Raw genomic sequence first — 20,450 nt, forward strand, 5'->3', positions numbered from 1 at the left:
CCCTGAGTCCCTGCCCTGAACCCCGGCGACCGACACGACCGCGGCGGACCGCAACTCCCCACCTCTTGACCGTTTTTGGTCCAGACCAATACCTTCCTGTGCACAGCACGGCTCCGCACACCCCTTCCGCATCCGTACGTCCCTCCCGCACCGGATCACGCACAGGAACGAGCCTCATGCCCCGAAGAAACCTGTCCCGACTGACCATCGCGGGCGTCACCTTCGCCCTGCTGGCGAGTGCCGCCCCGGCCGCCGTGGCCGGCCCGGACCGCGGCCAGAGCAACGGCGACCGCTCCAAGGGCCACCACCGGCCCGCGTACAAGAACATCGGCTACTTCACCCAATGGGGCGTCTACGGGCGCGACTTCCAGGTCAACGACCTGCAGACCAGCGGGAGCGCGGCCAAGCTGACCCACATCAACTACGCCTTCGGCAACGTCAGCGCCGAGGGCAAGTGCTTCACCGGCAACATCGCCGGCCAGGCCGACGCCTGGGCGGACTACGCCCGTCCGCTCGACGCGGCGAACTCGGTGGACGGCGTCGCCGACACCGACACCCAGCCGCTCGCGGGCAACTTCAACCAGCTCCGCAAGCTGAAGGCCAAGAACCCCGGCCTCAAGGTCATGATCTCGCTCGGCGGCTGGAGCTGGTCCACGCACTTCTCCGACTCGGTGCGCACCGCGGCCTCCCGCAAGGCGCTCGTCGCCTCCTGCATCGACCTGTACATCAAGGGCAACCTGCCGGTGGACGGCGCGCGCGGCGGCCAGGGCGCGGCGGCCGGTGTCTTCGACGGCATCGACGTCGACTGGGAGTGGCCCGGCTCTGCGGCCAACGAGGGCACCGTCTTCCGGCCGGAGGACAAGAAGAACTTCACTGCCCTGATCAGCGAGTTCCGCGTCCAGCTCGACGCGTACGCCAAGAGCCAGGCGAAGGCCGTCAAGCACAGCGGGCATAAGGGCAAGGGCCACGGGCACCACAAGCCGAAGCCCAAGCACTACGACCTGTCGGCGTACGTCCCGGCCAACCCGAAGGCGATCGACGCCGGCTTCGACGTGAAGCGGCTCATGAAGGACTTCGACTTCGTCAACCTTCAGGGCTACGACTACCACGTGTCGGGCGAGAAGAAGACGGCCCAGCAGTCGGCGCTCTACGCGAAGAACGACTTCAGCGTGGACCAGACCGTGCGGGACTGGATCAAGCGCGGCGCGCCCAAGCACAAGCTCGTGGTCGGCATGCCGACGTACGGCCAGGGCTGGACCGGAGTGAGCGGCGGCGGCAACGGCCTCGGCCAGCCGGCCACCGGTCCGGCTCCGGCCACCTGGGCCAACGGCTACGAGGACTACAAGGTCCTCAAGAAGCTGGCCGAGTCGGGCACGTTCAAGGTCCACCGGGACACGAAGAACGGCCACGCCTGGCTCTTCGACGGGACCACGCTGTGGACGTACGACGACCCGCAGGTGCTGCGCGCCAAGACCTCGTACATCCGGGACAAGGGCCTGGGTGGCGCGATGTTCTGGTCGCTGGACGGGGACACGGAGGACGGTGAGCTGGTGACCGCCGTGGACCGCGGTCTCAACCGCCGCTAGGAGAAGTGAGGTTGGGGCGGTCGCGTGATGCGACCGCCCCAACGTCATGTCACCGCTTCAGTACCGCTCCACCGGGGTCAGAACTGCAGACCCCAGCTGTTGATCCGGCCGGTGTCGGCCCGCGCGTTGTCGGCGACCCGGAGCTTCCAGATGCCGTTGGCCGCGACGGAGGAGGCGTTGACCGTGTACGTGGTGACCACGTCGTCGGCGCTGCCGCCGGAGCCGAACGCCTTCAGGTTGAAGACCGTGCCGTTGGGGGCGACCAGGTCGATCCGCAGGTCACCGATGTAGGTGTGCGAGATGTTGACCGGGACCTTCAGCGCCGACGGGGCGTTGCCGGTGATCCCGGTGACGGTGACCGGCGACTCGACCGTGGAGTTGTCGTTGATCGGGTAGCTGGTGGTGTTCTCGAACTTCTTGCCCGGCTCCGGCGGGTTGGTGCTGCCGGTGCCGACGTACAGCAGGCGGTTCGGGGAGCCGGTGCCCGGGTTGCCGACGACGCCCGTGGTGGCCGCCGCGACGAGACCGGCGGAGACCTGGGCGGGGGTGGAGCCCGGGTTGTCGGCGAGGTAGATGGCGGCCGCGCCGGCGACGTGCGGGCTGGCCATCGACGTACCGGAGATCGTGTTGGTGGCGCTGTCGCTCGTGTTCCACGCCGAGGCGATCGAGGAACCGGGGGCGAAGATGTCCACGACGGCACCGAAGTTGGAGAAGCTGGAGCGGGCGTCGGTGTTGGTCGTGGAGCCCACCGTGATGGCGTCGGCGACGCGGGCCGGGGACTTGGTGTTCGCGTTGGTCGACTCGTTGCCCGCCGCGACGGCGTACGTGATGCCGGAGTTGATGGACCGCTGCACAGCCGCGTCGAGCACCGAGTCCGCGCCACCGCCGAGGCTCATGTTGGCGACGGCGGGCTTGACGGCGTTGGCCGTCACCCAGTCGATGCCGGCGACGACCTGCGCGGTGGTGCCGGAGCCCTGGTTGTTCAGCACCCGGACGCCGACGATCCGCGCCTTCTTGGCGACGCCGTAGGCGGTGCCGCCGACGGTGCCCGCCACGTGCGTGCCGTGGCCGTGGCCGTCCTGGGCGACGTTGTCGTTGTCGATGGCGTCGTAGCCGTTGAAGGCCCGCCCGCCGAAGTCGCTGTGGCTGATCCGTACGCCGGTGTCGATGACGTACGCGGTGACGCCCTCGCCGGCCTTGTCCGGGTAGGTGTACCGCTGGTCCAGCGGGAGGTTCCGCTGGTCGATGCGGTCCAGGCCCCAGGAGGGCGGGGTGTTCTGGGTGGCGGAGACCGTGAAGGTGCGGTTCTGCGAGACGGACGCGACGGCCGGGTCGGCGGCGAACTTCTTGGCCTCCGCGGCGGTGGCCTCGACCGCGTAGCCGTTGAGGGCCGCGCGGTAGGTCCGCTCGATGGACGCGCCGTACTTCTTCGCGAGGGCCTTGCCCTGGGCGGAGTCCGACCTGGCGGCCGAGTCCTTCAGCGTCACGATGTAGCTGTCGCTGATGGTGCCCGGGGCGCCGGCGTTCAGAATCACGCCTTCGGGTGCGCTCTCGGCCGCGGTCGCCGGGAGGGTGCCGGCGGTGGCGAGGGCGACTGCGGCTGCGGTGGCTATGACGGTCGCCGCGGCGAGTCTTCGACGTGCGTGGGGGGTGTGACGCATCACTGACATGTGAGGGGTCCTCCTCATAGGCGGTGCGCTGGTGGGGGGTGGTGCCGGAGCCGCGCGGGACTCCCGACAGGGGCATGACAAATCGGCGATCCGAACGCCCCGTTTTCTGCGTCGTCCGCGACCGGCATGCCCTGCTGCCAGCGAAAGATTGACCGATCCATGGCAAACCCACAAGGGTGCCTTGAGCCCCGCCATACGCGCGCCATTCACCTGCCATATGCCTGACATCCTGGCGACCATGACCACCTACCACTGCCCCCAGGACGGAACCCGGTCCCCCACTTCAGCCCTGACCTGGCGGTGCCCCACCTGCCGGGGCCCGTGGGACCTTGACTTCACACCGGCCTCAGGGCTCTGTGCGCAGGTGCTTTCCAGGCGTGCCAATTCACTGTGGCGTTACGAGGAGATCCTGCCGCTCGCCGCCCCCGAGGCCTCCCTCGGCGAGGGCCGGACGCCGCTCGTCGCACTCACGGAGACCGTCTCGGCCAAGCTGGACTACCTGATGCCGACGCTCTCCTTCAAGGACCGGGGCGCGGTGATGCTGGCGGAGCTGGCCCGGCGGCTGGGCCCGGACCGGGTGGTGGCCGACAGCAGCGGCAACGCGGGCACCTCGGTCGCCGCGTACTGCGCACGGGCGGGACTGCCCTGCACGGTGTACGTCCCCGAGGGCACGTCGGCCAAGAAGACCGAGCAGATCCGGGCCCACGGCGCGGTGCTGGTGACCGTCCCCGGCGGCCGGGAGGCGACGGCACTGGCGGCCCGCGCGGCGGCGGACGAGCCGGGAGTCTTCTACGCCTCGCATGTCTTCAACCCGTACTTCCTGCACGGCACGAAGACGTACGTGTACGAGCTGTGGGAGGACCTCGGCGGCCGGCTCCCGGACACGCTGGTGGTCCCGGTCGGCAACGGCACGCTGCTCCTCGGCGCGGCCCTCGCCACCGCCGAGCTGCACGCGCTGGGCCTGATCGCGGACCGGCCGCGGCTCGTGGCCGTGCAGGCGGAGGCGGTGTCACCGCTGGCGGAGGCGTTCCGGGCGGGGGCGGCGGAGCTGCTGCCGACGGGCCCGGTGGCCCCGACCCTGGCGGAGGGCATCGCGATCCCGCGTCCGCCGCGCGCCCGGCAGATCCTGGCGGCGGTACGGGCGTCGGGCGGCACGTTCCTGACGGTGTCGGAGGACGAGATCCGCGACGCGCAGAAGGACTTGGCGGCGCGCGGGTTCTTCGTGGAGACGACGGGGGTGGCGTGCTGGGCGGCGGTCCGGGACGGCGCGGCGAACCGGCCGCCGGGCAGCGTGGTGGTGCCGTTGTGCGGGGCGGGGGTGAAGACGGGGATGGCGGGCTAGGGGCTGTCCTCAGTGCCGTCGCGGGGCAGGCGGCAGTCTGACGACCGACCCTAGGGGCTGTCGCCGGGCGGGCTGAGCTCGCGCAGGTAGGCGTCCAGTTCCACGGCTCCCGCCAGCAGCGCGCGGCCTCGGGCGGCGAGCCGGGAGCGCCAGTCGGCGAGGGCGGCCTCCAGGGGCGCGAGGCCGCCGGCCGCCCGGACCTGGTCGAGCAGCGGGGCGATCTGTTCCAGCAGGTAGCCGCCGCGCCGGAGCTGGTGGACGAGCCGGGCGTCCCGGACGTCGGCCTCGCCGTACACGCGGTAACCGGTCAGCGGGTCACGGCGCGGGCGGACCAGCCCGGCCGCCTCCCACTTGCGCAGGGTGGCGGGCCGGACACCGAGCTGATCCGCCAGCGGCCCGATGAAGGTGGCGGAGGGACTTCCGGGCGGCCCGGACTGCCCCGCCTCGGGCCCCGGATCACGCGCTTCCGGCCCCGGACCGCATGCCTCCGGCCCCAGGTCGCGCGCTTCCGGCCCCAGGTCGCGCAGGGCGTTCTCCACCGCGCGCAGAGTCCGCCGGTCCTCCAGGAGCTGGGCGTGGCTCTCGTCGACGAGGAGGAACGCCTCGTCGGCCGCGCCCCGGTTCACGGCCCGCATGAGGGCCGTCGCCGTCCGGTGTCCATGGCCGGGCAGGAGAGCGAGGAAGGCGGCCAGGGCGCGCGCGTGGAGCGGGGTGTAGGTGCGGTAGCCGCTCGCCGTGCGCTCGGCGGCCGGGAGGACGCCCGCCTCCTCGTAGTTCCGCACGGCCTGGGTGGAGAGCCCGTACGGACGGGCCAGGTCGACCGGCCGAAGGCGTACCCGACTTTGAGGCTTTTCCTCCATGAAATCCACGCCCTCCAGGCCCTCACGGACAAAAGTCTCCACCGAAAGTTCAACGATACCGTTGAATGCATGACCCCTGGCACCGCGCGTATCGCGCACCTCACGCATGCCGTCGAAGCCTCCGCCGTCCGGAAACTCTTCCCCTCCCGCCCTCGTGTCCTCGCGCTGGGCGAGCCGACGCACGGCGAGGACACGTTGCTCGACGTACGCAACGAACTCTTCCGGCACCTCGTGGAGCAGGAGGGCTACCGGACGATCGCCATCGAGAGCGACTGCCTGGCAGGCCTGCGCCTGGACGCGTACGTGACCTCCGGCACCGGCACGCTCGACGAGGCCATGGCGCACGGATTCAGCCACGCATTCGGCGCGTCCGTCGCCAACCGTGAACTGGTCCGCTGGGCAAGGGAGTTCAATACCGGCCGGGACGCCTCCGACCACCTCCGCCTGGCCGGTTTCGACGGCCCCCTGGAGATCACCGGTGCCGCGAGCCCCCGGCAGGCCCTCACCGCGCTCCACACCTTTCTCGCCTCCTGGCTGGAAGTGGACCATCTGCTGCCCTGCACCGCCGCCACGCTCGACCGCCTCCTCGGCCCCGACGCCCGTTGGACCGAACCCGCCGCGATGACGGACCCGTCCCGATCCTTCGGCCGCTCCTCAGAGGCGGCGGAACTCCACCTCCTCGCCGCCGACCTGGTGTCACTGCTCGACGAGCGGACCCCGCACCTGATCGCGGCGGCCGGCCGGGGGGCCTGGGACCGTGCCCGGCTGTACGGCCGCACCGCCACCGGCCTGCTGCGCTACCACTTCTGGATGGCCGACACCTCGCCCGCCCGCCTGACCCGGCTGCTCGGCGTGCGGGACCGGATGATGGCCGAGAACCTCCTCGATCTCGCCGCCCGGGGCCCGGTTCTCGCCTTCGCCCACAACAGCCATCTCCAGCGCGAGAGGAGTTCGATGCGGCTGGGCGGTGAGCGGCTGGAGTGGTGGAGCGCCGGATCGCTCGTGAGCGCGCGGCTGGGAGCGGAGTACGGGTTCCTCGCCACGGCTCTCGGCACGATCCGGCACCAGGGTGTGGACGAGCCGCCGCCGGAGACGGTGGAGGGCCTGCTGTACGCGCTCCCGGCGGACCGCTTCCTCATCGATCCCCGCGCGCTGTCCGCCACCTTGGGCGAGCCGCTCCCGGCACCTCGCGTGTCCCCGTGGTTCGGCTACTTCGGCCTGGACCCGGCGCACCTGGCGGAGACGGACGGCCTGGTCTTCGTCAAGGACCTCGCGCAGAGCTGAAGCCGGGAGGGGGCCATCCGGCGGGCGCGTTCACGCCGAGTTCTCGGGGCGGGCGTGCCGTACCGCCCGCCCGTACGGCCGCCTCCCTACCTTCGTACCGTGAGCCTCTCGCGTATCTCCGTCCTCGCCTCCCTGGTCGCGGCCGCCCTGATCGCACCGCTGCCGCCCCTCCCCCACGCAACCGCCGCCACCACTCCGAAGCCGCCGCCGGTCTCCGTACCCGCCTGCGGCCGGACGGATGGCCAGGACCCCGCCTGGGCCCTGACCTCCACACGCTTCGAAGAGGCCGAGGGCTACGACGCGTACGTCGGGAACGGCTACCTCGGCCACCGCGTCCCGGCCGCCGGTACCGGCTACGCGGCCACCGGCGAGAGGACCGGCTGGCCGCTCTACACGCCGCGCTACGACGGCGCGTTCGTCTCCGGGCTCTACGCACGGGACAAGGCGGTCTCCGAGGGCCGCGAGGTGATCGCCGCGCTGCCGAGCTGGACGACGATCGAGGTGGGCGTCGGCAACGAGAAGTTCGGCGCGGACACACCGGCCGGCCGGGTCTCGCACTACCGCCAGACGGTCTTCCTCAGCTGCGGCGTCGTCCGCACCTCGCTGCGGTGGACCACGGCGGACGGCCGGGCCACCGACCTCACGTACGACGTCCTCGCCGACCGGTCCGACGTCCACACCGGAGCCGTACGCCTGCGGATGACACCGCGCTGGAGCGGTACGGCGACGGTCACCGGCCGCCTCGACGACCGGGGCGCACGCCGGATCACGCTGCGCGAGAACGGCACCTTCAGGACGCTCGGCACCGGCGTGGAGGGCGCGGTGGCGCAGACGATGCGCCGGGGCTCGGGGGTCGTGGAGACGCTGCGCCCCGAGTCGCGTACGGCCCCGAGGCCGACGCCGGTCCGCGAGGGCCGGACGTACACCTTCGAGAAGTACGTCGGCGTGGACACCGCCCTGACCTCCACGGCCCCCGCCGACGACGCCCGCGAGTCTGCCCACCGCGCGGCCCGCCGTGGCTGGGACCGGATCTTCGCGGCGAACGAGACGGCGTGGCGCGAGGCCTGGTCCGCCGATGTCCTGGTCCCCGGCCGCCCGGAGCTGCAACGCTGGCTGCGCTCGACCCAGTACGGGCTGCTGGCCAACACCCGGCGCGGCTCCTCCGACAGCATCGCCCCGGCCGGTCTGACCAGCGACAACTACGCGGGCATGATCTTCTGGGACGCCGAGACCTGGATGTTCCCGGGCCTGCTCGCCACCCGTCCGGAGCTGGCACGCTCGGTCGTCGAGTACCGCTACCGCACCCGGGGCGCGGCCCGTGCCAACGCCGAGAAGTACGGCCACCGGGGCCTGTTCTACCCGTGGACCAGCGCGAGCCGGGGCCGCATCGACTCCGAGTGCCAGAGCTGGGACCCGCCGCACTGCCTCACCCAGAACCACCTCCAGGGCGATGTGTCGCTCGCCGTCTGGCAGTACTACCTCGCCACCGGCGACCGCGACTGGCTGGCGGCCAGGGGCTGGCCGCTCCTTCGCGGGATCGCGGACTTCTGGCAGTCCCGCGCCACGGCGAACACGGACGGCAGCTACTCGATCAAGAACGTGGCCGGGCCCGACGAGTACAGCAACGGCGTGGACGACGCCGTCTTCACCAACGCGGTCGCGGCCACGGCCCTGCGCAACGCGACCCGGGCCGCCCAGCTCCTCGGCCACCGCCCCCCGACCGGCTGGAACCGGGTGGCGGACGGCCTCCGCATCCCGTACGACTCCGCCCGCAAGGTCTTCCTCCAGTACGCGGGGTACAACGGCTCCACGATCAAGCAGGCGGACACGGTCCTGCTGATGTACCCGCTGGAGTGGCCGATGGAGCCGGGCACCGCGGCCGCCACCCTCGACTACTACGCGGCCCGCACCGACCCGGACGGCCCGGCGATGACCGACTCGGTGCACGCGATCGACGCGGCGGCGATCGGAGAGCCGGGCTGCTCGACGTACACGTATCTCCAGCGGGCGGTACGGCCTTTCATGCGCGGACCGTACGACCTGTTCTCCGAGGCGAAGGGCGAGAAGTCGGGCGCCGAGGACCCGCTCTCCGGCTTCCCGGCCGAGGACTTCCTGACCGGGAAGGGCGGCTTCCTCCAGGTCTTCACGCACGGCCTGACGGGCCTGCGCCTGCGTGAGGACGGCGTCCACCTGGACCCGCTGCTGCCGCCGCAGCTGAGTGAGGGCGTGCGGCTGACGGGGCTGCGGTACCGGGACGCGACGTACGAGGTCGAGATCGGCGCCCGGACGAGCACGGTCCGCCTGACGTCGGGCACGCCGTTCACGGTCCACACGGCGGAGGGCGCACGCCGGCTCTCCTCGTCCCTCACCCTCCCCACCCGCCGCCCGGACCTGACCCCGACGGCCGACGCGGCCCGCTGCCGCCCGGTGACGGCCACCTCGGAGTCGCCGGGCCTCTACGCGGAGGCGGCGGTGGACGGTTCTCCGACGACGTCCTGGTCGCCGGAGGGTGCGACGGGGACGCTGACGGTGGATGTGGGCCCGCGCCCGCTGCGGATCACGGCGGTGACCCCGCGCTGGAGCGACGTACCGCCTGCCTCCCACACGGTGGAGACCTCCGTCGACGGCCGCTTCTGGCGCCCCTACCTGGCGGGCGACACGGCCCGGAAGGTCCGGGTGACGGTGGTCTCGGAGGACCCGGAGAAGCCGGCGGGAGTGGCGGAGCTGAGGGTGGAGGCGGGGCGGTAGGGGGCGTTGCGGGCGTGACCGCGTGCGCGTGCCCGGCCCTCGTCGTGCTGTACAGGACCGCGCTACGGATCCGGCGCGGCTGAAGTGCCTGAAGCGAGGGAGGCCGGGGCGGCGAACGCCCCGGCCTCCCTCTCGTAACCGCTCAACCGCTGAGCCGCTGAGCTCCTCAGCCGCCGGACGCCTGCCCCCGGCCCGGCATCTGCGTCTCGCCCGCCGCCTCCGCCTCGGCCTTCGCGTCGCTCACCGCGACCTCGGCCTGCTTCGCGGCCTCGTCGGCGGCCGCGGCGGCGTCCAGGGCGAGCGTCGGGTCGCCCTGGATCTCCTGCGTCGCGGCCTCGTCCGACGTACCGTCCGTACCGCCGTCCGCCGCGTCCGCACGCTCCGCGGCCACGGGGGATCCCATCGCCGACCGGTCGCCGAACGCGCTGGTGACGGTACGGACCGCCTCCGTCAGCTCGCCCGGGATCACCCAGAACGTGTTGTTGTCGCTCTGCGCCAGGTGCGGGAGCGTTTCGAGGTACTTGTACGCCAGGACCTTGGCGTCGGCGTTGTTGCGGTGGACGGACTGGAAGACGAGCTCGACCGCCTTGGACTCGCCGTCCGCCCGGAGGATCATGGCCTGCTGCGTGCCCTGGGCCTCCAGGATGTCCTTCTGCTTCGTACCCTCCGCCGTGAGGATCTTGGCCTGCCGCTCACCTTCGGCGTGCAGGATGGCCGCGCGCTTGTCCCGCTCGGCCCGCATCTGCTTCTCCATCGCCTCCTTGATGGTGTTCGGCGGATCGATGGCCTTGATCTCGACCCGGTTGACGCGGATGCCCCACTTGCCGGTCGCGTCGTCGAGGACGGCCCGCAGGCGGGCGTTGATCTCCTCACGTGAGGTGAGCGTCCCCTCCAGGTCCATGGAGCCGATGACGTTCCGCAGCGTGGTGACGGTGAGCTGGTCGATGGCCTGCAGATAGTCGGCGACCTCGTAGGCCGCCGCCCGTGGGTCGGTGATCTGGTAGTAGAGGACCGTGTCGATGTTGACCACGAGGTTGTCCTCGGTGATCACCGGCTTGGGATCGGAGGAGTACACCTGCTCACGGACGTCGAGCTTGGTGTTGACCCGGTCCGCCACCGGCAGGACGAAGTTCAGGCCTGGCTGCAGCGTCCGGCGGTATCTGCCGAATCGCTCGATGTTGTAGCGGCGCGCCTGCGGAACGATCCGCACCGTGGCGGCCACCAGAAAGACAACGACGATCGCCGCCACAAGAATCGGGATGACCACCGGATCCATGCGTCCTCCCTCGCTAGGTGTTCAGCCGTTCATGCGTTCACGGAAGAAGTTCGCGCGGGTACACGACGGCTGTGGCGCCGTCGATCTCCATGACGTCCACCAGCGCTCCCACCGGGATCACATGGCTTTCGTCGAGCGCGCGAGCGGACCATTCCTCACCGGAGACCTTGACCAGACCGTGGGTCGCGGTCACCTCCTGTATGACCTCGGCCCGCTTGCCGATCAGCGCGTCGCTGCCCTCATGGGTGACGGGTGAGCCGGTCAGGGCCCGCAAGGCGACAGGCCGCACGAGAACCAGCCCCGCAACCGCCGCCAGGGCCAGCGCCACGAGCTGACCGAGCAGGCCGATGCCCACACCTGCCACCACAGCGGCGACCAGCGCGGCGCCGGCCAGCAGCCCGAAGACCAGGGTCAGGGTGAAGAATTCCGCGACGCCCAGCGCCGCGGCGGCCAGCAACCATGCGAGCCAAGGCATCGAATCAGCCTCCCCAGGGGGACCTATATGTCACATACCCGCCGGCCCTGGGACGGAACCGCTTCCGCCCCTGCCCGATCCGCCACATCACTTCCGCCCGGGCAGGAGCGAACCGAGGTCGGGGCGTGGCTCGCGTTCGCGGACGCGCACCTCCAAAACCTCACCGAATCGGCCTCGGCGCCGAAACTGCCCACGCCGCCGAAACCCAGCGGCGACGACCTCAAGCCATTCCTCGGTCACGGGAGCCCCTACGGACCCCGCTCCTACTGAGCCGGACCAAGGGAAATCACACCGCCACGAGCCGGACCCACTCGCCGCACAGCTTGGCCATGTCGTCAATATCGGAAGTCAGCATGACCACGGGGCGGCGCTGTCGCAGCGCGGCCTCGGCGACGGCCGCATCGATCGCGTACTTGTGTCCGTGCAACCCGGCACTCATCAGCAACTTCGAGGCAGCCCTCGCCTCCTCGTCACCGACCGGGACGACCCTCAGCCCGGAAAGCACCCAGTTCAGGCGTGACTTGTTCGCACGGGCGTGGACGGCCTCGATGATGGTGAGCGCACTGATCACGACCTCCATGCCGCGCGAGCGCGCCTCAGCGATCAGAGCCACCACCTGTTCTTCGTCAGCGAGCAGCTTCGAGAGCCCCTCGCTGTCGAGGACGAGCGTCCCCTCGTGACTCAGTCTGCGGCGGGCCACTCGGCCTCCTCGGCGAACACCTCGTCGAAGACCTGCCGCGCCCGCTGACGAGCCGGCTCGGAGACCGGCCCCTTGCGGCTCTCGTAGTCCGCCAGGTACTCGTCCAGGACCTGCCCGCGCAGCTCACGCTCGACCGCCTGGGCGATGAACGCGGAGAACTCCCGCTTGCCCACCCGAGCCCGGATCGCCTCCGCGGTCCCCTCCGGCAGCGACAAGCTCACCCGCGTCGCCGGCCCTTCCCCGATGCTGTACGTTGCCTCAGCCATGCCCCCGATTGTGTCAAACGAGTAGGAAAAGCGCCGCATCCGCGCTACCTTCGCAGCTCGGTCAGCGCCCCGCTCACCCAAATCCCAGCACGGGCCCCCATCTCATCCCAACACGATCCCAGCACGGTACGGATGACCAGGGATGACGACAGGTGACGAGCGGTCAGCTATCCCAGCACCATCCCAGCACGGGAAGAAACCAAGGGCCCGACCCCGAAGAGTCGGACCCTATCTGACCTGCATGTTTGCCAGATCAGCGACGTAGTGATCTGTCAGCGGCTACACGTTGAAGCGGAATCCGTAGTGCAGAGCTCCCACCTGCGGAAACGCCGGGTTAGCAGGGGTCATCCCAGCACCATCCCAGCACGGGCGTTCTATCCCAGCACCACGCAGGGGAGACACCTGTCGCACCCCTATGCAGCTCGGTTGCCCGCGCTCCAGCCCACATGCTGGTCCGGAAGAGACATCGCATCCGGGGATGCGGGCCGCATAGCGCGCTGCAGAACTTCCCGGCAGCGATCCCAGGCGCCGGGCAGCAAATGCCCATAGATGTCGACTGTCGTCTTGACCGAACGGTGCCCCAGCCAGCGCGAGACCTCGTGGATCGGCACACCGTTAGCCAGGGCCGTGGATGCGAAGAAGTGCCGCAGGCTACGAGGCGTGTACTTGGCATTGCCGTCCAGATCGACCAGGCCGGCCGAGAGGCATGCCTTCTTGAACTGGTAGCCGTAGGACGCGATGGACGGCATCACGCCAGCTCCAGGCTGACGTGGAGCAAAGAAGGTCTCGAGTCGAATCCGTTTCCCCTTCTGCCCAATGAAAACGACGGGCACCGGCTTCCACTTCAGGAGGTGCGTGTCGATCTCCTGCTCAACGAACAGGGCGGTTGGGACGTCTCGACACTCCTTCTCCAGCCGATGCTTGAGCGGCACGAAGGGTGTCTGGCAGTCCTCACGGTGCGCCTTGGCACTGACCTGCCATCGAATCCTGACGTAGCCAGGCCGCCTGCACTCGGTGGAGAAGGCCAGGGCTTCACTGGGGCGCTGGCCTGTGCCGGACTGGAGGTAGACGGTGAGGCGGAAGCGTGGCGCGATGTGCGCAGCGATCAGATCGACCTCGGTTGACGTCGGAATTTCGTCCTCGTCCACCGCCAGCGCATCCCTCCGGGAGATCCGGATACCCCGGGCCGGATTCTCCGTGATGCGCTTGTCCACGACGGCCGCCTCCATGATGGCAGCCACCATCACCATCCGGTCGTTCACCGTCGATGCAGCCAGCCCTGCACCGCCTCGGTAGATGTCCTTGACGAACTACTCAAAGTCCCGGCGAACCAGCTCAGCCAGGGGCTTACGGCCAAGGCTCGGCCCGAGATGGTTGCGGATGAACCCTTCGTAGTTGCAGCGGGTTGCCTCACCGATGACTCGTCGCTCCAGCCACTCCGCAGCCCAGACCGACAAGGACATGGCGCCGCTCGCAGGATCGACGCAGACGCGACCCTTCTTGCCCTTCTCCACACCGGCGACGAAGGCGTCCGCACCGTCCAGGCCGATCCTCCGCGGAAACGACTTCTCCCTCTGCCGCCCCCGCCTTCCGCCCTGCTCCCGGTATCGCACGGTCCACGCGTGACCGCAGCGTGGACGCACGCACGGATAGTTCCGATCCCGGGTGTCCCCCTTGCACCTCTGAAAGACGCTCGCCATCCATGCTCCTTGCTACCTGAACCCAGCACTGAAGATCGTTGCCCGGCCCTCCCAACCAGACCAGACATTCGCTGCTAATCCACCTCTTTCGGCGAACCTCCAAGCCTGATCTGTGATGCCGCTCACGGCGGCCGCCAGTATGGAGACGTCTTGAACGGACTGGAGCACGCCGCCCTGAGCTGCGTCGCCAGCTAGAGCACGAGCAGAGACGAACCAAGTAGGTCGTGGCCGAATCCATTGGTGACGACCTTGCGCCGATGCGAAGGATGTGGCGTAGATCTGTACGAGACTGGACCACGACACACGTCTCCCTGATCCCCGCTATACGACGACGAAGCGAGCCTCCCGTGCCACCCCGCCAGAAGAAGCAAGCCAAGCCGGAGGACATGAAGTCCATCCTCTGGAAGTCCGCCGACAAGCTGCGTGGCAGCCTGGATGCGGCCGAGTACAAGCACTTCGTACTCGGCCTGGTCTTCCTGAAGTACGTGTCGGACGCGATGGAGGAGAAGCGGGAGCTGCTGGAGGAGGAGCTGCGGGGTGGCGGCATGCTCGCCGGGTTGGGACTGGAGGGTCCGGCCCCAGAAGAGCTGATCCGCAAGACGGTTGAGGACCCGCTCCAGTACACCGGGGCCGGCATCTTTTATGTGCCACCGACAGCACGGTGGAACGAGGTACTCAAGCACGCCAAGGTGAGTACAGACGGTCCGAGCGTCGGTGAGGTCATCGACGGCGCGATGGGGACCATTGAGAAGTTCAACCGGCCTCTGAAGGACACCCTCCCGAGGATGTACAACAGCGGTCGAGTCGACGAGCCCACTCTCGCCGAACTAGTGCGACTTCTTGACCAGTTGACCTTCCAATCGCAGATCTCTCTGGACGGGAAGCGAGTAGGCGCGCGGGACCTGATGGGAGAGGTGTACGAGTACTTCCTCGCGCAGTTCGCACTCGCCGAGGGGCGCAAGGGAGGCGAATACTTCACGCCGCCCTCGGTGGTAAGGCTGCTCGTCGAGATGCTGGAGCCGAAGGAACGTGAGCGGGTACTCGACCCCGCGTGCGGATCGGGCGGCATGTTCGTGCAGGCCGAGAAGTTCGTGGAGACGCACGGCGGCAACCGCTTCAATGTCTCGGTCTACGGTCAGGAACGGAACCAGACGACCTGGCGGCTCGCCAAAATGAACCTCGCCATCCACGGGATCGAGGTGGACCTGGGCGAAGAGCCCGCGGACTCCTTCCGTAACGACCAGCACGGTGACGTGAAGGCCGATGTGATCCTCGCCAACCCGCCGTTCAACATCTCCGACTGGGGTGGCGAACTACTCGCCGGCGACGAGCGCTGGAAGTACGGCACCCCGCCGACCAGCAACGCCAACTTCGCCTGGATCCAGCACATGGTCAGCAAGCTCGCGGTCGGCGGTCGAGCCGGAATCGTCCTCGCCAACGGCTCAATGAGCAGCAGGTCGGGAGGGGAAGGCGACATCCGGCGCGCGATGGTCGAAGACGACCTGGTCGCGTGCATGGTGGCGCTGCCGGGACAGCTGTTTCGGTCGACGCAGATCCCAGCATGCCTGTGGTTCCTGGCGGAGGGGAAGGGAAAGCGGCCTGCGCGATCGCCGTGGGTGTCGGCGGAACGGGCTGAGCAAGTCCTCTTCATCGATGCGCGAGAGCTCGGCTTCATGGCTACGCGGACGATGCGGGAGTTCAGTGAGGTTGAGCTGGGGCGAATCGCGGAGACGTTTCGCTCCTGGCGGGGCGTCGAAGGCGAAGCCGCGTACGACGATGTCGCGGGCTTTTGCCGCTCCGTCTCCCTGGACGAGCTGCGCGAACACGACTTCATTCTGACACCTGGGCGATATGTAGGGGCGACGGAGGTCGCGGACGCCCCTGACGCCGAGCCGGTCGAGGCGAAAATCTCGCGGCTCACGGCGCTGCTACGGGACCAGTTCGCGGAATCGGAGCGCCTAGCGAAGGCCGTGGACGAGCAGCTGAGTAGGATCTGATGAGGCAACAGCTCCTACTCGCCGACCTGTGCAGCCTAATCGTGGATTGCAAGAACCGCACCCCACCTCGCGCGCAAGAAGGCGAGAAGGCCGCCGGATACGCAATCGGAACTCCGCACGTGGCTGATGGTCGAATCAATTTGACCAACGCATACCAGGTAAACCGTGAAGTATTTGAGACATGGACGGCTCGCGCAACTCCGCAACCCGAGGACATCGTGCTCACCCGCGAGGCCCCCGTGGGCCGCGTTGGTGCAGTTGAAGAGGGCATGAAGGTCTGTCTCGGTCAGCGCACCATGCTATTGAGACCGAATACCGATCGGGTGTTTCCGCGATTTCTCCAATACCTTCTACTTGGGTCGGATGTCCAGAGGACCCTTCACTCTCGCGCCTCCGGATCGACTGTCGCCCATTTGCGTGTCGATCAAGTCCGGAATCTTCCGATTCCAATGGTTCCGTCGCTGCGCGAACAGCGATCCATCGCCGAGGTCCTCGGCGCACTAGACGACAAGGTCGCGGCCAATGAGCGCCAGCTCAACACGCTCAATGAGTACTGTTCAGCCTGGCACGAGCGCAGCATCATTCACGCCATTGCAGGCACACCCCACACGCTGGCAGAACTGGTGAAGCGCGGGTACGTGACTCTCGGAGATGGATACCGCACCAAACAGGCAGAACACGGCGAGCCAGGGCTCCCGATTCTTCGGGTGTCCGACGTCGGGCGTGGGGCCATCATTCCCAGTTTCACGCATTTCGTCAGCAACTCATACAGGTCAGCCATGGGGCCGAAGGTGTCCCAGCGAGGCGATGTCATCCTGACTACAAAGGGAACTGTCGGCCGCGTAGCGATTATCGAAGCGGGCCAACCAGAGTTCGTCTACAGCCCACAGGTCTGCTACTTCCGCCTCACGAACAACAGCCCAGTCTCCCCTCTGTACCTGCTCCATTGGTTCCAGGGAAAGGAATTTTGGCGTCAAGCAGGCCGACTAAAAGGCCAGACAGACATGGCTGACTACCTTAGCCTGCGCGATATCCGCTCGCTCAAGATCACCGTACCCTCACCTACCGACCTCGCCGAGTTCAACAGGGTTTGCAACCCGATGCAGGAGCAGTCTGAAGTCCTCCGCCGAGAGAACCGCACCCTCACCACCCTCCGCGACACCCTGCTCCCCGAGCTCCTCACCGGAAAGATCCGCGTCAAAGACGCCGAACGCATCATGGAGGACGCCACATGACCACCGACGGGGGAACAGCCGCCACGGAAGCGGAGGTAGAGGCCAGGACAGGCATACAGATCGGCACGGCCGCCGGCCGCGCCATGTCCGAGCAGGAGTGGGAGCAACACGCACTCGAGCAGCTCGCTGAACGCGGCTGGCAGCACGTCCGGGGCAAGAACCTCCGCCCCCGGGATGGGCACCGGAATGGGTGGGACGACCTCATCCTCTACCCTCGCCTGCGCGCAGCCATCACATCGCGCTACCCCGAGCTGCCCTCGCCCGCAGTGGAGGACGCGATCGAGCGGCTGCTCGACACCTTCCCCGCAAATGAGGTACGCCTGAGCTGGAATTTCTACCAGCGTCTAAAGGCTGGCGTGAAGGTTTCCTACACCACCCCCGTCACTCAGCAGGAACGACATGTCACTATCCGACCTGTCGACTTCACCAACCCTCACGGCAACGACCTCGTCGCTGCGAACCAGGTTCGCGTCAAGGGAGCCCGAGGACGCGTCTTCGTATTCGACATCGTCCTGTACGTCAACGGAATCCCGCTCGCCATCATCGAATTGAAGAAAGCAGGCGGCACGGACGATTCCAGATCTGCATACGACCAGATCCAGAACTACCGCCGCGAACTCAAACTCGATCGCGTATTTCGTACGCTGCTCCTTTCGCTCGCGAGTGACGGGATAACCGCCCGCCTCGGCACCCCGCATACGCCCTGGCAGCACATGGCCCCCTGGCACGCGGAGGAGGACGGCACTCTCCTTCGCAAGCACGAGCGGAACGACGACCTCGCGCTCGACCGCATGATCCACGGCGCATTCGAGCCCGATCGCTTCCTTGATCTGATCGCGAACTTCCTCTCGTTCTCCGCCGAGGGGATGGGCGGCGAGGTCGACACCGTAAAACTTGCCAAGGCCCACCAGTATGTTGCGGTGAGGCAGGCGATCACCGCCACCGCCTCAGCCGTCGCCACTGACGGTCGGGCCGGCGTCATCTGGCATACCCAGGGCGCGGGCAAAAGCGAGGAGATGCTCTTCTACACAGGACTCGCTGCCACCATCCCCGAGGTCGCAAACCCCACTGTCCTGCTGCTCACAGATCGCATCGACCTGGACTCCCAGCTCTTCGACACCTTCGCACAGAGCAAGAGCCTAGAAATGGTCAGCGGCAGCCCGAAGAAGGCAACCAAGGCCAGCCAGTTGCGCGAGCTACTCACCCGCCGAGAAGACAGCGGGGGCATCGTCTTCTCTACGCTTCAGAAGTTCCGGGTGAGCGAAGAGGAACGGAAGGCCGGCGCCCGGCATCCCGTCATCACAGACCGACGTGACGTGATCGTTGTGGTCGACGAGGCCCACCGTAGCCACTATGACCTGGAAGATGGCTTCGCCCGAAACCTCCGCGACGCCCTCCCGAACGCCACTTTCATCGCCTTCACCGGCACCCCCATCGACAACCGGACTGGTTCCACTCACCAGGTCTTCGGGCCGACTATCCACACGTACGACCTCACACAGGCCGTCGACGACGGGGCGACCGTGCCCGTCTTCTATGAGCCGATCCTGCACAAGGTCAATCTCCCTGCAGGGATAGACCTGGACGAGCTAAACGCCAAGGCCGAGGGGCTCGTCGAAGGGCTCACTGCGGAAGAGCAAGCCCGGGCACGCAGCGTCTTCGCCCGCTTCGAGGATCTAATCGGTGCCCACGAACGGATTGGCTCCATCGCCGACACGATCCTCTCCCACTGGGACATCCGCCGCCAGGAGATGATCAAACTTACGGGCAGCCCCGGCAAGGCCATGATCGTCTGCTCCTCACGCCGTAACGCCGCCCGCCTCTTCCGAGCTCTGGCAGAACGCCGCGGGGAGTGGACCGGTACCCCCGACCCTGAGACCGAGCTCTACCCGGACGACTCCGGGAAGATCCGAGTGGTCTTCACCGGCAATCCCGGCAGGGACACGCCCGACGTTGCGGACTACGTGCGCACCCCGACTCAGCTCAAGAAGATCCAAGACCGTGTCGGCAAACCTGAAGACGAACTTGAGTTGATCATCGTTCAGTCCTTGTGGCTGACAGGCTTCGACGCCCCTCCCCTGCACACCATGTACCTGGATCGCCGCATGCGCGGCGCCGCCCTCATGCAAGCCATCGCGCGCGTCAACCGCACCTGGGACGAGAAACCCTCTGGCCTAGTGGTGGACTTCCTAGGCGTAGCTAGAGAACTCAAATACGCGCTGGCCACGTACTCGGAGGCGGACCAGGAGCAGGAGACCATCGGCGCGCACATCGCCGAGGCGGTCAAGTCTGTACGCGGCATGCACAGCAAAGTCGACGCTGTACTGCGGGACTGCTCCTGGCGCACAGCTCTGCGGGATGTCGGACACCGCGAAGCACTCCGTGAAGCCCTGGACCTTCTGGAGACCGCCGAGCCTGCTCTGCCACCGGGCGAGCCCACCCGCGCACAACGCTTCCTGCACTTCGGCCGCCTGCTCTCCCAGGCGTTCTCTCTCTGCCCCACCCATCCCGACGTGCAAGACCTGCTGCCCGACGTCCACTTCTTCGCGACCCTGCGTACGACTTATCAGAAGCTGGCCGCGGAACATCGGCAGCAGCTCGGCCTGGCCACCGAAGCGGATGTTCGCCGCATGATCGAGCAACTCAACGCTGAGATGGTGGCCGCGGACGGTGTCGTGGACATCTACGACGCCGCCGGCCTCACCAAACCCGATCTCTCTCACCTCGACGCGGGCTTCGTGCAGCAGTTGAGGGACAGCCGCCATCCGAACCTGGCGCTCAAGGCCCTGCGGGACGCCATCGCCCGCGAAATCCAGGAAGCGCACCCGAGCAACCTCACGCGGCAGAAGGAGTACTCCGAAGCAATGAAAGCGGTGATGAACCGCTATCACAACGGCCTCATCGGCTCCGCTGAGGCTGCAAGGCTCCTCGTCGAGATGGCCCAAGAGGTATCCGGGTCCCGCGCGCTAGCTGCCGAGCTCGGCTTGTCCGAACACGAGATGGCGTTCTACGACGCCATCGCTGCCAACCCGAAGGCTCTGGAAATGGGACAGGACATCCTGTCCAAGATCGCCCGCAAGCTGTACGAGCAGGTTGCGGGAGACGTCACTATTGACTGGCGCGTCAAGAGCCAAGCCCAGGATCGCATTCGCGCCAAGGTCAAACTGCTGCTCAACTTCTTCGGCTACCCCCCGGACGAGGAGCCGGGCGCGGTCGACCGCGTTCTGAAGCAGACTGAGGTCATCGCGGACGATCTGGCCTGACGTCCGGCCGCTACCAGCATGCGAACGCTGACTGTTAGGTCTGAATCT

At 68.0% G+C, this 20,450-nt stretch carries 14 protein-coding genes; 7 read left to right on the forward strand and 7 right to left on the reverse strand.

From position 1 onward, the window contains the following. Nucleotides 1-176: 176 nt before the first annotated feature. Nucleotides 177-1,586, forward strand: coding sequence for a glycoside hydrolase family 18 protein (locus ACIRR8_RS07755; protein WP_404060278.1), 1,410 nt, complete (start codon nucleotides 177-179; stop codon nucleotides 1,584-1,586). A 77-nt stretch (nucleotides 1,587-1,663) separates the two neighbouring features. Here the strand turns inward: ACIRR8_RS07755 and ACIRR8_RS07760 are convergent, their stop codons facing one another. Beyond that, complete coding sequence (locus tag ACIRR8_RS07760) at nucleotides 1,664-3,256, reverse strand: S8 family peptidase (RefSeq protein WP_404060280.1); 1,593 nt, start codon at nucleotides 3,254-3,256, stop codon at nucleotides 1,664-1,666. A 238-nt stretch (nucleotides 3,257-3,494) separates the two neighbouring features. Here ACIRR8_RS07760 and ACIRR8_RS07765 point away from each other — a divergent pair, with 238 nt between their 5' ends. Continuing rightward, on the forward strand, nucleotides 3,495-4,598 hold the full coding sequence (locus tag ACIRR8_RS07765) for a threonine synthase (protein ID WP_404060283.1): 1,104 nt from the start codon (nucleotides 3,495-3,497) through the stop codon (nucleotides 4,596-4,598). 50 nt (nucleotides 4,599-4,648) lie between these two features. Here the strand turns inward: ACIRR8_RS07765 and ACIRR8_RS07770 are convergent, their stop codons facing one another. Next, a complete protein-coding gene (locus tag ACIRR8_RS07770) occupies nucleotides 4,649-5,458 on the reverse strand; it encodes a TioE family transcriptional regulator (RefSeq protein ID WP_404060747.1) in 810 nt (269 codons plus the stop codon). Between the two features lie 69 nt (nucleotides 5,459-5,527). On the opposite strand from ACIRR8_RS07770, the gene ACIRR8_RS07775 reads away from it, so the two are divergent. Beyond that, the gene (locus tag ACIRR8_RS07775; protein WP_404060286.1) at nucleotides 5,528-6,742 is read left to right on the forward strand and encodes an erythromycin esterase family protein; all 1,215 of its coding nucleotides are present in this window, start codon (nucleotides 5,528-5,530) and stop codon (nucleotides 6,740-6,742) included. A gap of 99 nt (nucleotides 6,743-6,841) precedes the next feature. Beyond that, a complete protein-coding gene (locus tag ACIRR8_RS07780) occupies nucleotides 6,842-9,490 on the forward strand; it encodes a glycosyl hydrolase family 65 protein (RefSeq protein WP_404060289.1) in 2,649 nt (882 codons plus the stop codon). Between the two features lie 166 nt (nucleotides 9,491-9,656). On the opposite strand, the gene ACIRR8_RS07785 is transcribed toward ACIRR8_RS07780, so the two are convergent. The 5 genes from ACIRR8_RS07785 to ACIRR8_RS07805 form a co-directional block, all read right to left on the reverse strand. Continuing rightward, nucleotides 9,657-10,766 carry an SPFH domain-containing protein gene (locus ACIRR8_RS07785; RefSeq protein ID WP_404060292.1) on the reverse strand — a complete coding sequence of 370 codons (1,110 nt, stop codon included), beginning with the start codon at nucleotides 10,764-10,766 and terminating at the stop codon, nucleotides 9,657-9,659. Nucleotides 10,767-10,803: 37 nt separating this feature from the next. Then, nucleotides 10,804-11,241: an NfeD family protein gene (locus ACIRR8_RS07790; protein WP_404060295.1), complete on the reverse strand. Its 438-nt coding sequence runs from the start codon at nucleotides 11,239-11,241 to the stop codon at nucleotides 10,804-10,806. A gap of 286 nt (nucleotides 11,242-11,527) precedes the next feature. Continuing rightward, entirely contained in the window at nucleotides 11,528-11,941 is a 414-nt protein-coding gene (locus tag ACIRR8_RS07795) for a DNA-binding protein (protein WP_404060299.1), read from the reverse strand. After that, nucleotides 11,923-12,207 (reverse strand): hypothetical protein, encoded by a 285-nt coding sequence (locus tag ACIRR8_RS07800; protein WP_404060302.1) that lies wholly within the window; start codon nucleotides 12,205-12,207, stop codon nucleotides 11,923-11,925. Before ACIRR8_RS07800 ends, ACIRR8_RS07795 begins: the two co-directional genes overlap by 19 nt. A gap of 413 nt (nucleotides 12,208-12,620) precedes the next feature. After that, nucleotides 12,621-13,421: a tyrosine-type recombinase/integrase gene (locus ACIRR8_RS07805; RefSeq protein ID WP_404060304.1), complete on the reverse strand. Its 801-nt coding sequence runs from the start codon at nucleotides 13,419-13,421 to the stop codon at nucleotides 12,621-12,623. Nucleotides 13,422-14,254: 833 nt separating this feature from the next. Between ACIRR8_RS07805 and ACIRR8_RS07810 the strand changes: the two genes are divergently transcribed. Genes ACIRR8_RS07810 through ACIRR8_RS07820 form a run of 3 tightly spaced genes read left to right on the forward strand, consistent with a single transcriptional unit; the run spans nucleotide 14,255 to nucleotide 20,402 of the window. Next, the gene (locus tag ACIRR8_RS07810) at nucleotides 14,255-15,904 is read left to right on the forward strand and encodes a type I restriction-modification system subunit M (protein ID WP_404060750.1); all 1,650 of its coding nucleotides are present in this window, start codon (nucleotides 14,255-14,257) and stop codon (nucleotides 15,902-15,904) included. Further along, the gene (locus ACIRR8_RS07815; protein ID WP_404060307.1) at nucleotides 15,904-17,139 is read left to right on the forward strand and encodes a restriction endonuclease subunit S; all 1,236 of its coding nucleotides are present in this window, start codon (nucleotides 15,904-15,906) and stop codon (nucleotides 17,137-17,139) included. Before ACIRR8_RS07810 ends, ACIRR8_RS07815 begins: the two co-directional genes overlap by 1 nt. Beyond that, nucleotides 17,136-20,402 carry a type I restriction endonuclease subunit R gene (locus ACIRR8_RS07820; protein ID WP_404060309.1) on the forward strand — a complete coding sequence of 1,089 codons (3,267 nt, stop codon included), beginning with the start codon at nucleotides 17,136-17,138 and terminating at the stop codon, nucleotides 20,400-20,402. Before ACIRR8_RS07815 ends, ACIRR8_RS07820 begins: the two co-directional genes overlap by 4 nt. Nucleotides 20,403-20,450: the final 48 nt, after the last annotated feature.

This window comes from Streptomyces sp. NPDC101178 (genome assembly GCF_044767965.1).
In the GTDB taxonomy this organism is placed as follows: Bacteria; Actinomycetota; Actinomycetes; order Streptomycetales; family Streptomycetaceae; genus Streptomyces.

Excerpts from the sequence above, each read along its gene's own strand:
- ACIRR8_RS07765 (WP_404060283.1), top strand. The coding sequence starts at position 3,495 with ATGACCACCTACCACTGCCCCCAGGACGGAACCCGGTCCCCCACTTCA.
- ACIRR8_RS07820 (WP_404060309.1), top strand. The coding sequence starts at position 17,136 with ATGACCACCGACGGGGGAACAGCCGCCACGGAAGCGGAGGTAGAGGCC.
- ACIRR8_RS07785 (WP_404060292.1), bottom strand. The coding sequence starts at position 10,766 with ATGGATCCGGTGGTCATCCCGATTCTTGTGGCGGCGATCGTCGTTGTC.
- ACIRR8_RS07760 (WP_404060280.1), bottom strand. The coding sequence starts at position 3,256 with ATGTCAGTGATGCGTCACACCCCCCACGCACGTCGAAGACTCGCCGCG.
- ACIRR8_RS07790 (WP_404060295.1), bottom strand. The coding sequence starts at position 11,241 with ATGCCTTGGCTCGCATGGTTGCTGGCCGCCGCGGCGCTGGGCGTCGCG.
- ACIRR8_RS07775 (WP_404060286.1), top strand. The coding sequence starts at position 5,528 with ATGACCCCTGGCACCGCGCGTATCGCGCACCTCACGCATGCCGTCGAA.
- ACIRR8_RS07800 (WP_404060302.1), bottom strand. The coding sequence starts at position 12,207 with ATGGCTGAGGCAACGTACAGCATCGGGGAAGGGCCGGCGACGCGGGTG.
- ACIRR8_RS07815 (WP_404060307.1), top strand. The coding sequence starts at position 15,904 with ATGAGGCAACAGCTCCTACTCGCCGACCTGTGCAGCCTAATCGTGGAT.
- ACIRR8_RS07770 (WP_404060747.1), bottom strand. The coding sequence starts at position 5,458 with ATGGAGGAAAAGCCTCAAAGTCGGGTACGCCTTCGGCCGGTCGACCTG.
- ACIRR8_RS07755 (WP_404060278.1), top strand. The coding sequence starts at position 177 with ATGCCCCGAAGAAACCTGTCCCGACTGACCATCGCGGGCGTCACCTTC.